Origin of the sequence: Halomonas profundus (assembly GCF_020865425.1) — a bacterium.
Classification (GTDB): domain Bacteria; phylum Pseudomonadota; class Gammaproteobacteria; order Pseudomonadales; family Halomonadaceae; genus Vreelandella; species Vreelandella titanicae.
Genome location: NZ_CP086344.1, coordinates 1,963,918 through 1,978,410, shown reverse-complemented (window position 1 = coordinate 1,978,410; position 14,493 = coordinate 1,963,918). Strand labels below are relative to the sequence as shown.

12 protein-coding genes and 1 other RNA gene are annotated in these 14,493 nt (G+C 57.4%); all 13 read right to left on the bottom strand.

Translation table 11 applies throughout. The features are described 5' to 3' along the window. Positions 1-31: 31 nt before the first annotated feature. Positions 32-973 carry a D-alanine--D-alanine ligase gene (locus LMS44_RS08810; protein WP_159176642.1) on the bottom strand — a complete coding sequence of 314 codons (942 nt, stop codon included), beginning with the start codon at positions 971-973 and terminating at the stop codon, positions 32-34. Then, positions 970-2,415 carry a UDP-N-acetylmuramate--L-alanine ligase gene (gene murC / locus LMS44_RS08805; RefSeq protein ID WP_159177922.1) on the bottom strand — a complete coding sequence of 482 codons (1,446 nt, stop codon included), beginning with the start codon at positions 2,413-2,415 and terminating at the stop codon, positions 970-972. The genes LMS44_RS08810 and murC overlap by 4 nt, the downstream gene beginning before the upstream one ends. Positions 2,416-2,432: 17 nt before the next feature. Beyond that, on the bottom strand, positions 2,433-3,530 hold the full coding sequence (murG, locus tag LMS44_RS08800) for a UDP-N-acetylglucosamine--N-acetylmuramyl-(pentapeptide) pyrophosphoryl-undecaprenol N-acetylglucosamine transferase (protein WP_498947236.1): 1,098 nt from the start codon (positions 3,528-3,530) through the stop codon (positions 2,433-2,435). A 33-nt stretch (positions 3,531-3,563) separates the two neighbouring features. Beyond that, the gene (gene ftsW, locus LMS44_RS08795; protein ID WP_498947235.1) at positions 3,564-4,745 is read right to left on the bottom strand and encodes an FtsW/RodA/SpoVE family cell cycle protein; all 1,182 of its coding nucleotides are present in this window, start codon (positions 4,743-4,745) and stop codon (positions 3,564-3,566) included. Beyond that, positions 4,742-6,130, bottom strand: coding sequence for a Mur ligase family protein (gene murD / locus LMS44_RS08790; RefSeq protein WP_498947234.1), 1,389 nt, complete (start codon positions 6,128-6,130; stop codon positions 4,742-4,744). The genes ftsW and murD overlap by 4 nt, the downstream gene beginning before the upstream one ends. 72 nt (positions 6,131-6,202) lie before the next feature. Then, on the bottom strand, positions 6,203-7,285 hold the full coding sequence (gene mraY, locus LMS44_RS08785; RefSeq protein ID WP_022523905.1) for a phospho-N-acetylmuramoyl-pentapeptide-transferase: 1,083 nt from the start codon (positions 7,283-7,285) through the stop codon (positions 6,203-6,205). A gap of 14 nt (positions 7,286-7,299) precedes the next feature. Beyond that, the gene (locus tag LMS44_RS08780) at positions 7,300-8,652 is read right to left on the bottom strand and encodes a UDP-N-acetylmuramoyl-tripeptide--D-alanyl-D-alanine ligase (protein WP_498947233.1); all 1,353 of its coding nucleotides are present in this window, start codon (positions 8,650-8,652) and stop codon (positions 7,300-7,302) included. After that, on the bottom strand, positions 8,652-10,145 hold the full coding sequence (locus tag LMS44_RS08775) for a UDP-N-acetylmuramoyl-L-alanyl-D-glutamate--2,6-diaminopimelate ligase (protein WP_414121127.1): 1,494 nt from the start codon (positions 10,143-10,145) through the stop codon (positions 8,652-8,654). The genes LMS44_RS08780 and LMS44_RS08775 overlap by 1 nt, the downstream gene beginning before the upstream one ends. Before the next feature lie 17 nt (positions 10,146-10,162). Next, positions 10,163-11,869, bottom strand: coding sequence for a peptidoglycan D,D-transpeptidase FtsI family protein (locus LMS44_RS08770; protein WP_022523908.1), 1,707 nt, complete (start codon positions 11,867-11,869; stop codon positions 10,163-10,165). Next, positions 11,866-12,201: a cell division protein FtsL gene (ftsL, locus tag LMS44_RS08765; RefSeq protein WP_022523909.1), complete on the bottom strand. Its 336-nt coding sequence runs from the start codon at positions 12,199-12,201 to the stop codon at positions 11,866-11,868. Before ftsL ends, LMS44_RS08770 begins: the two co-directional genes overlap by 4 nt. An 8-nt stretch (positions 12,202-12,209) precedes the next feature. Beyond that, on the bottom strand, positions 12,210-13,166 hold the full coding sequence (gene rsmH, locus LMS44_RS08760) for a 16S rRNA (cytosine(1402)-N(4))-methyltransferase RsmH (RefSeq protein ID WP_138800077.1): 957 nt from the start codon (positions 13,164-13,166) through the stop codon (positions 12,210-12,212). A gap of 67 nt (positions 13,167-13,233) precedes the next feature. Further along, an RNA gene (gene rnpB / locus LMS44_RS08755) (RNase P RNA component class A) lies at positions 13,234-13,592 on the bottom strand. A gap of 32 nt (positions 13,593-13,624) precedes the next feature. Next, a complete protein-coding gene (gene rsmI / locus LMS44_RS08750) occupies positions 13,625-14,482 on the bottom strand; it encodes a 16S rRNA (cytidine(1402)-2'-O)-methyltransferase (protein WP_138800076.1) in 858 nt (285 codons plus the stop codon). Positions 14,483-14,493 lie beyond the last annotated feature (11 nt).

The window sequence follows — 14,493 nt, the reverse complement described above, 5'->3', positions numbered from 1 at the left end:
TTTAAAAAGGCGCTTTTAAACAGGTCGTTACTCATGCTGTGAACTGCTCGCCTGCGGTATTGAGTATTCGTAACACTAGATCATCAAAGCTAATGCCCGCATGAGCCGCCGCTTGAGGTACCAAACTATGATCGGTCATACCTGGCACCGTATTGACTTCCAACAGCCAAAAACGCCCTTCACTATCACGCATGACATCAACCCGGCCCCAGCCGACTCCACCGATAGCGGCAAACGCCTGCTGGCAAAGCAATGCAAGCTCAGCCTCATGTTGCGCCGACAAACCGCAGGGCAAGTGATACTGGGTGGTATTAGCGATATATTTGGCCTCGTAGTCGTAGAAACCACCCGGTACTTCAACACGAATCGCCGGCAGCACCTGATCACCTAGCAGCGCAACGGTATACTCTTCACCCACCACAAAACGCTCTGCCATCACGCGGGCGTCGAACTGGGCCGCCTCGTGATAAGCCGCTTCAAGCGCTGCCTGGCTTTTTACAATGCTAATACCCAGCGTCGACCCCTCATGCACAGGCTTCACAATCAACGGCAAGCCAAGTTGCTCGACCACGGCGGACCACTCCGCCGTTGCCTCCAACATGATACTTTCCGGAGTGGGTAGCCCAACTGCGCTCCATACCTGCTTGGTGCGCTGCTTATCCATCCCCAGGGCCGAAGCAAGCACCCCGCTGCCGGTATAAGGAATGTCGAGCAGTTCTAGCGCGCCCTGTAGGGTGCCGTCTTCCCCGCCGCGGCCATGCAGAGCCACAAAGACAAGCGAAGGAGCCAGTTGTTCCAAGCCCACTAGGCCGTTGTCGCGGGGATCATAGCCGCAGGCGTTGACACCTTTACGCTGCAGCGCCGCAAGCACCGCCGACCCGCTTTTCAGCGACACCTCGCGTTCAGCAGAGGTGCCACCGTAAACGACAACGACTTTTTCAAGAGACTGGGGAGTTGCTACGTCAACACTCACAGATCCACCTCGTTCATCGCTAGCTGTGCCTGGGCCAGGCGCAGGGAGATCCCACCCACATCACCGGCACCCTGGGTTATTAAAATATCGCCTGGGCGCAATACGTTGGTTAACAGCGCAGGCAGTTCGTGTTTATGCTCGACAAATAGCGGGTCGACGTCACCACGCTGACGAATGGAGCCCGCCAAGGTTTTTCCTTCGGCACCAGGAATAACCGCTTCACCGGCACTGTAAACATCAAGCAGCACAAGCGTATCGACTTGAGAAAGCACCCTGACAAAATCTTCGTATAAATCGCGGGTACGGCTATAGCGATGGGGCTGATAAAGCATGACTAGGCGACGATCTGGCCAGCCTGCACGAATAGCCTGAATGACCATATCCACTTCACGAGGATGGTGGCCATAGTCATCCACCAGCATGATATCGCCGCCTCCTTGGGGTGCAGGGAAATGGCCATGCACCTGAAAACGGCGACCAACACCGGCAAAACCTGCCAGACCGCTCAAAATAGCGCTATCGCTCACACCGGCATCGGTGGCTACCACAATTGCCGCCATGGCGTTTAGAGCATTGTGGCGCCCCGGCATAGCCAAACGGACATTTAACGGCGCAGCGCCGCCAGGGCGTAGCGCAGTGAACGACACTTCCCCGCCACGCTGGGCAAAATCAACAATCCGGTAATCGGCATCGCTATCAAACCCATAGGTCACGAACTGCCGCTTCACCTGCTCACAAAGCATGCGCACATGGGGGTCATCGATACACAGCACAGCCAAGCCATAAAACGGCAAGTTGTGTAGGAATTCGATAAAGGTACTCTTGAGCCGCTCAAAGTCGCCGCCATAGGTCGCCATATGGTCAGCATCGATATTGGTGACAATCGATACCATCGGCTGTAGGTGCAAAAAGGAGGCGTCGGACTCATCGGCTTCAGCAACTAAATAGTCGCCCTCACCTAAACGGGCATTGGCGCCGGCACTGGTCAGCTTGCCACCAATCACAAAGGTGGGATCGAGCCCCCCTTCAGCCAGCAGTGTTGCCGTCAAGCTGGTCGTGGTGGTTTTACCATGGGTGCCCGCCACGGCAATACCGTGACGAAAACGCATTAGTTCAGCGAGCATTTCAGCCCGGCGCACCACCGGCACACGGTTCTCATGGGCCCAGCGTATTTCTGGATTGGTTTCATCAATGGCGCTCGACACCACCACCACATCAGCGCCCTCGACATTGGCCTCGGCATGCCCGATCGCGACAACAACACCGCATTGCCGCAGCCGCTCCACGACCGAAGAGGCTTTCGCATCACTACCGCTCACGGTGTAACCTTGATTCGCTAACACCTCGGCAATACCACACATCCCTGCGCCACCAATGCCGACAAAATGGAGTCGCCGAATTCGGCGCATGCCGGGGCCAGCGGCAGAACGTGAGGGTGTCATGGTTTTGTCTGAATCGATCACGCAGAGTCTCCTAACGGCACCATCGCCAAACACCCTTCAGCCAAGCGCTTTGTGGCGTCTAAATGGGCGGCCTGACGTGCATTCGCCGCCATCGCAGCCAGGGTATTTGGGACGAGCAATTGATTTAAAAATTCACTTAACCGCTCAACGGTGAGCTCAGACTGAACCACGCACTTTGCCGCCCCCGCCTTGACGAGTACCTGGGCGTTGATCCGCTGATGGTCATCAACGGCAAAAGGAAACGGCACTAGCAGCGCTGGCTTGGCCGCAGCTGCCAACTCCGCGACAGTCAGGGCGCCTGAGCGACACACCACTAAGTCGGCCCACTCGTAGGCAGCGGCCATATCGTCAATAAAGGGGCTAACCTCGGCGCTCACGCCGTGCTGCTGATAATTTTCAGCAGTGGTCTTTTCACGGTTTTTACCCGCCTGATGGCGCACCTGGGGGCGACGCTCAATGGGCAGAGCTGCCAGCGCGGGGGCCAAGCGCTCGTTAAGGGCGACAGCACCGAGCGAGCCTCCCACCACCAGCAACCGCAAAGGCCTTGCAGAGAGGCTCTCCGCATCTCTTGGGGTATTCCCTAAGGCGGCGATATCGTCACGCACTGGGTTGCCAATGACGTCGGCACGCGCCCCAAAGGCCTCGGGGAAAGCGGCATAGGTACGCTTGGCGAGTCGCGACAGCACTCGATTGGTCAGGCCTGCCACGGCATTCTGCTCATGGATCACTAAAGGAACGCGCGTCAGCCAAGCGGCTAACCCGCCAGGACCACTGGCAAAGCCACCCAAGCCGACCACCACATGAGGCTTGAAGTCGCGAATAACCGCACGCGCCTGCAGTACCGCACGGCTAAGGTTTAGCGGTGCTTTTAGCCAGCCCGTCAAGCCATTGCCGCGCAGCCCGCTAATCGCAATTGTATGTAATTTAATGCCCGCTTCGGGCACCAGGCGGTTTTCAATTCCTCTAGGACTGCCCAACCACTCAACGTCGACCTGCTGCGCCTGCAAAGCGTTGGCGAGTGACAAGGCTGGGAACACGTGGCCGCCGGTGCCCCCTGCCATAATCAGTACTCGTCGGCTAACGTTAGTCGTCACATCAAACTCCTGATAGCACCAAGCGGCATAGCGTTACGATAAACGCGGTTCATGGCGCGATTTATAGGGGGTGGACGCGCGTCGGGGGCGATGACGTGTTTCAGCATCCGTGCGCAGCAGTAGCCCAACCATTATGCCTGTCACTAGCAGACTAGAGCCGCCATAGCTCATCAGCGGCAGCGTTAGCCCTTTAGTCGGCAACAGCCCGGAACTTACCGCCATGTTAATAAACGCCTGGGCGGCTACGACAAAGCCGATGCCGTAGCTTACATAAGCGCCAAATAGATGCCCTGCCAGTTCAGCTTTGCGCCCTATCCACATAGCGCGGGCAATAAACAGCGTGAACAACAGCACGACGATAATCGCGCCGATCATGCCCAACTCTTCAGCGATTACGGCAAAGATAAAGTCGGTATGCGCTTCGGGCAGGTAATGCAGTTTTTGCACACTGTTACCCAAGCCAGTACCGGTGACGTGCCCCCGTCCGAAGGCGATTAACGCTTGGGTTAACTGGTAGCCGGTTGCAAACTGATCGGCCCAGGGGTCTAAAAAACTGGTCCACCGGGCCAGCCGGTAGGGTTCTATCAACACCATTACAACCGCCCCGGAGCCGAGCAGCAGCCCGCTGCCAACCAGCAGCACCAGCGAGGCACCGCACATCATCAGCATGCCAATCACGCAGACGGTAAAGACCACCATCCCGCCGAAATCAGGTGCTAAAAATAGCAGCCCAACCGGTACGGCCAGCACAGCCAGAGGGCGCCACATGCTGAACGCTCGGCGACGCAAATCGTAGGTAAAACGCGACATAAACGCCGCCATATAGAAAATCAGCCCGACTTTGGCAAATTCAGAGACCTGTAAACTCGGCAAGGGCCCCGGCAACGCTATCCAGCGCTTACTACCATTGATCTCCTGACCAACAATCAGCACCAAAACCAATAGAAAAATAGTGGCGAGCAGAATCAGCGCTGCGTTTTGGCGCCACACTTCAAGCGGCACGCAGAGCATAAATACGCAGGCGATGATGGCAAGCACCAGGAAAACGCCATGCTGACGTGAGTAGTGATAGGTATCTTCCAGCAAGCCAATCGACGCCGAGCTGACCATGACCCAACCCAACCCCGCCAAGGCAACCGCCGCTACAATGAGCCATACATCGCAGGGTAGATCCCGAGTGGTAAGCACCGTGCGCAGACGCTGAATTCGACTCATGGCGCTTCCTCGGCTGTAGTCGATGCTTTATCCAGCACCCAGCGACGAAACGCCTCGCCGCGCGCTGGGTAATTGGCAAATTGATCCAGGCTTGCACAGGCGGGTGAGAGCAGCACACAGTCACCCGGCTGGGCGAGTTCAAACGCTGCCTGCATGGCCTGGGTTAAATCGTCAACTTGCTGGGTCGTTACGTGCCCATGCAGCGCCTCGGCCAGTAGCGGAGCATCTCTGCCAAACAACAGCACGTGGCGCGCGCAGGCTGTTAAGGGTTTGGCCAACGGGGTAAAGTCTGCGCCTTTGCCAATCCCGCCCGCGAGTAAAATCAAACGGCCTTCCAGCGTCGCGCCAATGCCGTTAATCGCCGCCAGCGTGGCCCCAACATTGGTGCCTTTGGTGTCGTTAACCCAGGTGACGCCGTTAATTTCTGCAATCACTTCGCTGCGGTGTACCAAGCCTTTAAATTCCCGCAGCGCGCTGCACATGGACTCAGCCGCAAAGCCCAGCACTTGCCCCATGGCCAGTGCCGCCAAAGCATTGAGATAGTTGTGCTGGCCGGCCATTTTTAACTCATCAATAGCCAACCAAGGGGTGAAGCCCTGCATTAACGTCAATTTGCTCTGGTGATACGCCAGCCCCCACTCGCTCCCCTTTGGGGCTGCTTGCGTAAAGTAAGTCACTTGGTCAACGGGATATTCAGGCCACGTGTTAGTATCATCGGCATTCACCACGGCGTGCTCGGCACCCATAAAAATACGCTGTTTGGCGGTGCGATAGCCGTGCATATCCCCATGGCGATCCAGGTGGTCTTCGGATAAGTTCAGAAAGGCAGCACAACTGGCATTCAGGTGTGGCGTCATTTCAAGCTGAAAGCTTGAAAGTTCTAAGATATAGAGCGCGGCATCGGGATGGCTGGCCAACAGATCCAGCGCGGGGGTGCCAAGATTCCCCCCCACCGCCGCATTAACACCGGCAGCAGCGGCCATGTCTCCCAGCAGCGAAGTGACTGTTGACTTGGCATTGGATCCGGTAATAGCGGCGATGGGGGCGCTAGCGGCGCGTACAAAGAGGGCTATCTCGCCCACCACCATCGGCTCACCTGTGCGCGGGTTTAGTTGATCCGCCAGCTCTATCAAGCCCGACATTCTCGGATCAAGACCAGGGCTAACCACTACCTCTTCAACATCGCACAGATCCAGCGACGTTAACGGGCCACAGTGAACTTCAACACCCGGATGAGCGGCTTTAAAGTCATCCAACCCCGGAGGTTCGGCACGTGTATCCGCTACCATGTAGGGCACTTTTAAGCGGCTTAAATGGCGGCATATCGCTCGGCCCGACAGCCCCAGCCCCACCACTAGCGTTAATCCTTTAGCAACTCGAACCATCACCGGTTTCCTCTCGCCTCATGCTCTCGACCCATCGATCCACTCTTGGCCATTTGCATCAACGAACTTTCATTAACGAACCTTGAGCGTTGCGAGGCCGAGCAGCACCAGCACCACGGTAATGATCCAAAAACGCACGATTACCCGCGGCTCAGGCCAACCTTTCAATTCATAGTGGTGATGCAGTGGCGCCATGCGAAAGATGCGCCGCCCGGTAAGCTTATAGGATCCCACCTGAAGAATGACCGACACCGTCTCCATGACAAAAATACCGCCCATAATAAACAGCACGATCTCCTGACGCACGATCACTGCCACCACGCCCAACGCAGCCCCTAACGCCAAGGCACCTACGTCGCCCATAAAGACCTGGGCGGGGTAAGTGTTGAACCATAAAAAACCAAGCCCGGCACCAGCGATGGTGGCACAAAAAACCGCCAGCTCACCGGTACCGGCAATAAACGGTATATGTAAATACTCGGCAAACACGGTATTGCCGCTGGCATAAGCAAACACTGACAAGCCCATGGCCACCAGTACCGTAGGCATAATTGCCAAGCCATCCAGACCATCGGTCAAATTAACCGCATTGGAACTGCCCACAATCACTAGGTAGGTGAGCACGATATAGAATAGGCCCAGCGGCAGTGCGACCTCTTTGAACATTGGCACTAACAAGCTGGTTTCGACCGGCGTTGAGGCAGTCAAATAGAGCAGCACTGCCGCCCCAATCCCCACCACCGACTGCCAGAAATACTTCCAGCGGGCAGGTAAGCCACGCGGATTTTTCTCCACTACTTTGCGGTAATCATCGACCCAGCCGATGGCACCAAAACCTAGTGTGACACCTAACACCACCCAAATATAAAGATTGGTTAGGTCGCCCCATAGCAAGGTACTCATGGCGATGGCCAACAGAATCATCGCCCCCCCCATGGTCGGGGTACCCGCCTTGGAAAGATGGGACTGAGGACCATCGTCACGCACGGATTGACCGATTTGCCCCTCGACCAGCTTGCGGATCATCCATGGCCCCAGCCATAAGCAGAGCATTAATGAGGTGAGAGCGCCTAAAATCACGCGCAGGGTTAAATAATTGACTACCTGAAAATCAGATTGGTACTGCGACAGAAAATTCGCCAAGTGAAGTAACATGAACGGCGTTTACCTTATTTATCCGAACGCAGTGCATTGATGACATGTTCCATGCCCGCACTGCGCGACCCTTTCACCAGCAAGGTGGTGTCCGGCGGCAAAGTATTAGTGACATGACGCGTTAGCGCCTCGTGATCGTTAAAATGCAGCCCACGACCAAAGGCCTCGCTGGCAGCGCGTGCCGCGTCGCCCAGCGTCAACAGTTGATCGATGCCAAGCTCAGCGGCGTAACGGCCAATGTCCGCGTGCAGCGCTGCCGACTCGTCTCCCAGCTCGCCCATTACGCCCAACGCACACCAGCGTGGGGCCGGGAAACTTGCCAGCGTATCCAGAGCGGCTTTGACCGCCCCAGGGTTGGCATTGTAAGTATCATCCAGTAGCTTGCCCCCTCGCAAACCGGGCACCACGGTTAGCCTACCCGCTAGCGCTTGCAATGCACCCAAGCGCGTAATGATTTGCTCTGGCGGCACGCCCAGCGCTAATGCCGCGGCAGCCGCAGCTAAGGCATTGCTGACATTATGCTTGCCAAGTAGCGGTAAACGCACTTGGCCCAGCGCCTGACCATGCTGCAGTAGCGTGAAAGCATACCGCCCTTGAGGATCACAGGAAAGCGCTGAGGCGCTGACATCTGCCTGGGGATGAAAGCCAAAGCTAACCACTCGCCTTGGGGCCGCACGCGAAGCCCAAAAGGAGTAGTAGCGATCATCGCGGTTCAATATGGCCGTACCCTGCTCGCTTACCCCGGCGAGCAGTTCACTTTTCGCCTGGGCGATCTGCCCCATGCCGCCAAACTCACCCACATGGGCGCCGGTGACATTGGTGATAATCGCAATATCGGGCTGTGCCAGCGGCGCCGTCCAGGCGATTTCACCCAGATGATTAGCGCCTAACTCTATCACGGCGACTTTGTGCTGTTGGCGCAATCGCAATAAGGTCAGCGGCGCACCGAAATCATTGTTCAGATTCCCCTCGGTCGCTAACACCTCGCCCAAAGGCCTCAGCAGTGCCGCGCACATCTCCTTAACCGTGGTTTTACCACTATTGCCGGTGACCGCTACCAAGGGCCCGTGCCATGCGCGCCGATGTGCACCGGCTAGCAATCCCAGGGCTAAGCGCGTATCGGGACACACCAATTGGGGTAAGTCGCTAGCAACAGGTGCGTCGACCAACGCCGCTGCCGCGCCAAGCGCATGGGCACGCTCGACAAAATCGTGGCCATCAAAATTGACGCCTTTTAACGCGACAAACAGGCAGCCAGGCTCAATTTTACGGCTATCGGTAACAACCGAGTGAATGATTAACTGTGCACTGCCTGATGGCGCTTCGATGCCGAGCGCGGCGGCCACTTGACCAAGAGCCCAATGCATTACTGCGCTCTCCGCTGAGCAAAAGCGCGTTGAATCTCTTCGCTATCGGCGTAAGGATGGTGCACCCCCTGTATCTCCTGATACGCCTCATGCCCTTTCCCGGCGATCAGCACCACATCCTGGGCGCCAGCTTGTTGAATAGCCGCTACTACGGCCTCGCGACGCTCAGCAATTTCAATCGGCTGCACAGCGGTTGAGAACCCGGTCAGAATCTGCTCACGGATTTGCGCGGCGGATTCATTCCGCGGATTATCGTCAGTGACAACGATGCGATCTGCCAACTGCTCGGCGACCCGGGCCATCTCGGCTCGCTTACCCGTATCACGCTCCCCGCCGCAGCCAAACACACACCACAATTTACCCGCGTCCCCCAAGTGAGCACGTAGCGCCTGAAGGGCACTCTGTAGGGCATCCGGTGTGTGGGCATAGTCCACGACCACACTGGGGGCGTCCACATCGCCATAGCGCTCCATACGCCCCGGCACCGGAGAAAGTGTTGTCGCTGCATCAAACAGCGCATCGAGGGATTCACCTAACCCATACAGCACAGCCATCGCCAGCAGGACGTTATCTAAATTAAAGCGTCCCATTAACGTTAAGCGCAGCATTTTCTCGCCGTCGGGGGTCGCAATCATTGCCTGCTGCCCCTGCTCGAACGCCTGCCAGTCCAGCACCCGCAGCGTAACAGCCTCGTCTTGCCCAGTGGCCAGCACACGTACGCGGCTACTAGAACCAGCCAGCATTAAGCGCGCCAAGGGGTCATCACCATTCACCACCGCCAAGCTAAGCTCAGAACGGCGAAACAGCTTGGCTTTCGAGGCCGCATAGGCCGCCATGCTGCCGTGATAATCTAAATGGTCGCGGGTCAGATTGGTAAACACCCCTACACTAACGTTGACCGCTTCCAACCGGTACTGATCCAGAGCGTGGGAAGAGGCTTCGAGGGCAACGCGCTTCACCCCCTGTTGGGCCAACTCACCCAGCGTCGCCTGCAGCGCCAAGGGGCCAGGCGTGGTTAAGCCACTATCGCTCAGTTCGCCAGGACGCCCCACGCCTAAGGTGCCGACAAGACCCGCAGGTGTTCCCAACGCTTCGCTGAGGGCAGCAATATAGTGAGTAACAGAGCTTTTACCATTGGTACCGGTCACCGCAATGACTTCCAGATCACTAGGCACCTGGTACAGCGCCCTACCTAGCTCACCTAAGCGCGACGACAAATGTGGCAGTTGCAACACCCGCCCTTCAAGCTGTACATCGCCGTGAGCCCCCTGCGCTAAAACAAGCGAAGCCCCAGCTTCAAGGGCTTGCTCAATGAAATCGCGTCCGTCACGCTGACTGCCGGGCACGGCCACGAAAATGTCGCCCTTGGCAAGCTTGCGCGAGTTCATTTCAATGCGCACCTGATCCGGCAGCTTGGGCAGGTCAGCGGGCAGTGGTGACTTGGGCCATACTTTCGCGAGTGCCGTTAATATTTCGCCTGGACTCAGCGTCATGCCATCTCCTTAAAAAACTACTCCGCCTCGTGATCCGGCGGGACGTCCAGCAAGCGTAAAGCATTCCCCGTCACGCTGGAAAAAACCGGTGCGGCAACGGCGCCGCCATAAAATTCGCCTGCTTTGGGGTGATCAATCATTACCACTGTGACAATGCGCGGGTCGGAAATAGGCGCAATACCGGCAAAAACGCTGCGGTAGGCATCGGTGGTATAGCCCTGCTGGCCTATTTTGCGCACCGTGCCCGTTTTTCCGCCAACACGATAACCCTCGACACGAGCTCGCCGCCCGCCGGTATAGGCCGCAACGGAAGTTTCCAGTATTCGCAACAGGTCATTGGCAACCGTGGGCTCTATCGCGGGGATGCCTTGGGGTGGCTCAGAAAGGCGTAACAGCGAAGGCGGCAGACGCACGCCATCATTGGCTAGCGCCGTGTAAGCACTCGCCAACTGCACCGCTGACACGGATAGGCCGTAACCGTAGGAGAGCGTCGCCCGCTCGCTGCGCGACCAGCGAACTGGCGCCGGTAAGCTGCCAGTGGACTCGCCAGGAAAACCGGTTCCGGGTGCCTGCCCCAGCCCTAACTGGTTATACTTTTCCCAAATCGCCGTATCGCTCAACCGCAGTGCTAGTCGGGACATCCCCACATTCGAAGAGTGTTCCAGAATGCCAGCCAAATCCAGTTCGCCATAATTACGGAAATCGCGAATGGTGAACTGATCCAATCGCATCCAACCGGGCGAGGTATCGACCACAGCGTCGCGATCCACCACGCCACTCTCTAACACGGCAGCCATGGCCAGCGGCTTCATCACCGAACCGGGCTCAAATACATCGACCAACGCTTGGTTACGTAACCCACGCGGATCAAGCCCCGCTCGGTTGTTAGGGTTGTAGGAGGGCAAGTTAGCCATAGCCAACACCTCTCCCGTACGGGCATCCATCATCACCAGCACGCCACCATCAGCCTCATTCTCAGCCACCGCTGCGCGCAGCTCCCGGTAAGCCATATACTGGATGCGTTGATCAATAGAGAGGGTCAGTTCGCCCCCTGGCTGGGCTTCGTCAATAACGCCCAGCTCGCGCACCAAGCGCCCGCGACGATCTTTAATGACCCGCCGCTGACCTGGTCGCCCTGCCAGGTAAGGCTGATAAGCAAGCTCCAGGCCTTCCTGACCGACATCGTCAACGTTGGTTACCCCCAGCAGTTGAGCGGCAACCTCGCCAGCGGGATAGTAGCGTTTATATTCACGCTGCGGGTAAACGCCGGGCGTGCGCAGGTTTAGAATCTGCTGGGCCGCCGCGGGGGTCATCTGACGGCGTAAATACATGAACTCATGCTCGCTGAAGCGCGCCACCCGCGCCTCGAAGTCACCCAGCGTCATACCCAGCGCCTGGGCCAGCATTACACGCTGTATAGCATCGTCGGGTAGTTCTTGCGGATTGGCCCAGAGGGTGACCACTGGTGTGGAAATCGCCAACGGTTCGCCATTGCGGTCTGTAATCATGCCGCGGTGGGCAGGGATCGTTTCGTGACGAAGAGTACGCGCGTCGCCCTGGCTTTGCAGAAAGGGTCGGTCAATGACCTGCAGCAAGGTAATCCGACCAATCAAAATAGCCGATGCCAAGCCAATCGCAAGCAGAATAAACATGAACCGCCCGCTGCCGAGCGGAGGGGCAATCGGCGCCTGACGCGAGGTACCGCCTCGACGTTCGCTTCTCATGGTCGAATCACCTCAACATCATGGACATCGGGGATTCGCATACCCAGGCGGTCAGTGGCAATTTGTTCAATACGGGCAGGTGTCGACCATGCGCCCTCCTCGAGCAGCAGTTGCCCCCACTCCGTTTGCAGCTGGTTCTCTTCTTGCTCCAGCTGTTGCAGCTGAGCAAATTGAACCCGCGTCATATGGGTAGTGACAACCACGCCCAGCCCGGAGGCCATGCAGAGTAGAAAGAGTAGCGTAATAGCTACCGGCCAGGCGCGTAAACGCAGCCTGAAAGGCCATTCGGTGCGTAGCGTGGTTGCCCACTGCTCAATCCGATCCATGCTCATGATGACATTTACATCCGTTTGCGTGCAGCCCGCATGACGGCGCTACGTGCGCGGGGATTGGCATCCACTTCCTCCTCGCTTGGCCGCACACCTTTGCCTAGCGCTTCAAGACGCCGATTCATTTGATCATCGCGAATCGGCACCCCTCGCGGCAAGTCGGTATCGCCGCGGACATGGTGGCGAATAAAGCGCTTCACGCGACGATCTTCCAACGAGTGAAAGCTGATAACCACTAAGTGACCACCAGGTGCCAGCGCCTCTAGCGCGGCGTCTAAAGCACTGTCTAACTGCTCCAGCTCGCCGTTGACGAAAATACGCAGCCCTTGAAACGCTTTGGTGGCAGGATGGCGTCCCTTTTCCCAGGCGGGGTGGGCTACTTTTAATACCTCGGCCAAATCCACCGTGTGGGTAAACGGCTTCTCGACCCGGCGAGTGACCACAGCGCGGGCCAAACGTTTGGCATAGCGCTCTTCGCCGTAGGTTTTAAACACGTAGGCAATGTCTGCTTCACTGGCCCGGGCCAGGAAATCAGCCACACTTTGCCCTTGGGTAGGATCCATACGCATATCTAGCGGGCCATCGCGCATAAAGCTGAAGCCGCGCTCGGGGTCATCTAGTTGAGGCGACGACACGCCAACATCGAGTAACACACCGGAAAGCTTGCCAAATACGCCCTGTTCACGGGCAAACTCGGCGAGCTGAGCAAATTCTCGCTGGGCAATCTGAAAGCGTGGATCGTCTATGTCAGCGGCCGCGGCAATCGCTTGGGGATCGCGATCCATCGCAAGCAGCTGGCCCTGAGCATCCAGACGATCAAGGATCAAGCGTGAGTGACCGCCCCTCCCAAAGGTGCCATCTAAATAGACGCCTCGCGCATCGTGCACCAGAGTATCGACAGCACCTTCCAGTAGTACGCTGGTATGGCGAAAGCGGGTAGCAACCTGTTCAGCGTCAGGAGAAGGCATGTTTTTCTCACACAAGATGATAGAGATAGCGTCATTAAGGGCGTGCAAGCACGCCCTGGTACGTAAGTGGGGGAGTCGGCCGATAAGCCGGGTTCTGTCGTGGACAGCCATTCCTCTAGGCGCTGCGTTACCACAGCGCTCAAGCAACCTACCCGGATCCAGCGCGGGCCACGCCATTGGATCCCTATTTGGTCTTGCTCCGAGTGGGGTTTACCATGCCACGCACTGTTACCAGGCGCGCGGTGCGCTCTTACCGCACCCTTTCACCCTTACCGGCCCCGAAAGGCTTAGGCGGTCTACTCTCTGCTGCACTTTCCGTCGGCTCACGCCGCCCAGGCGTTACCTGGCACTCTGCCCTATGGAGCCCGGACTTTCCTCCCCCAACACCTTTTAAGGGGTATTAGCGGCGACTGTCTGGCCAACTCCGGCGGCAAGCATACCAGCGCCCTCGACTTGCCTCAATGCTCACCTTTAATTGCTTGCAAACGCGCGTACCAGACTTGCTTACGACCACCAAGCATTCGCGCGGCAATTGCAGCGCCCTGTTTCACGCCAACCCCCTCTGCCAGCAGTGCCTCCAGCAAGGCGTCCGCTGATATATCCTGATGTTCACTCTGCTCAACCGGCGGAGCCCCAGCAACAATCACCACGAATTCGCCGCGGGCTTGATTAGGGTCGGCAGTCAATTGTTCCAGTAACGATGCAGGCGTACCGTGCAAAAACGTTTCGAAGGTTTTAGTTAGCTCACGCGCCAATACCACATCGCGATCCGCCATTTGCGCCTGTAACGCTTCAAGGGTATGCACGATACGATGGGGAGATTCATAAAACACCAGCGTCTCTTCGCGGGTTTTCCAACCCTCCAATGCTTGGCGCCTTGCGCCTGGCTTGGCAGGCAGAAAACCGGCAAATACAAAGCGGTCTGTCGGCAGGCCCGCCCCTGACAGCGCAGTAATCAGCGCACAGGGGCCGGGAATTGGCACAATATGGCGATTGCGTGCCCGCAACTCACGTACCAGCACAAAGCCGGGATCGCTAATCAACGGTGTCCCGGCGTCACTGATCAGGGCAATATCTTCACCTGCAGCGAGATAGCTATCCAAAGTATCTACCCGGCGCGCTTCGTTGTGTTCATGCAAAGAGAGCATCGGCTTGTTGAGCCCCAAGTGCGCCAACAGGCGGCCACTATGGCGGGTATCTTCAGCAGCAATACGTGTCACTTGGCCCAGCACCCGAGCGGCACGCGCGGTTAAGTCATCCAAATTCCCAATTGGCGTAGCAACCACGTACAATGTGCCCGGATTATCGTCTGTCATTGTTGACTCTC

What these genes read in the sequence shown, in the direction of transcription:
- murC (WP_159177922.1), bottom strand. Translation starts at nt 2,415, where the DNA reads ATGACACCCTCACGTTCTGCCGCTGGCCCCGGCATGCGCCGAATTCGG.
- ftsW (WP_498947235.1), bottom strand. Translation starts at nt 4,745, where the DNA reads ATGAGTCGAATTCAGCGTCTGCGCACGGTGCTTACCACTCGGGATCTA.
- murD (WP_498947234.1), bottom strand. Translation starts at nt 6,130, where the DNA reads ATGGTTCGAGTTGCTAAAGGATTAACGCTAGTGGTGGGGCTGGGGCTG.
- mraY (WP_022523905.1), bottom strand. Translation starts at nt 7,285, where the DNA reads ATGTTACTTCACTTGGCGAATTTTCTGTCGCAGTACCAATCTGATTTT.
- LMS44_RS08780 (WP_498947233.1), bottom strand. Translation starts at nt 8,652, where the DNA reads ATGCATTGGGCTCTTGGTCAAGTGGCCGCCGCGCTCGGCATCGAAGCG.
- LMS44_RS08775 (WP_414121127.1), bottom strand. Translation starts at nt 10,145, where the DNA reads ATGACGCTGAGTCCAGGCGAAATATTAACGGCACTCGCGAAAGTATGG.
- LMS44_RS08770 (WP_022523908.1), bottom strand. Translation starts at nt 11,869, where the DNA reads ATGAGAAGCGAACGTCGAGGCGGTACCTCGCGTCAGGCGCCGATTGCC.
- ftsL (WP_022523909.1), bottom strand. Translation starts at nt 12,201, where the DNA reads ATGAGCATGGATCGGATTGAGCAGTGGGCAACCACGCTACGCACCGAA.
- rsmH (WP_138800077.1), bottom strand. Translation starts at nt 13,166, where the DNA reads ATGCCTTCTCCTGACGCTGAACAGGTTGCTACCCGCTTTCGCCATACC.
- rsmI (WP_138800076.1), bottom strand. Translation starts at nt 14,482, where the DNA reads ATGACAGACGATAATCCGGGCACATTGTACGTGGTTGCTACGCCAATT.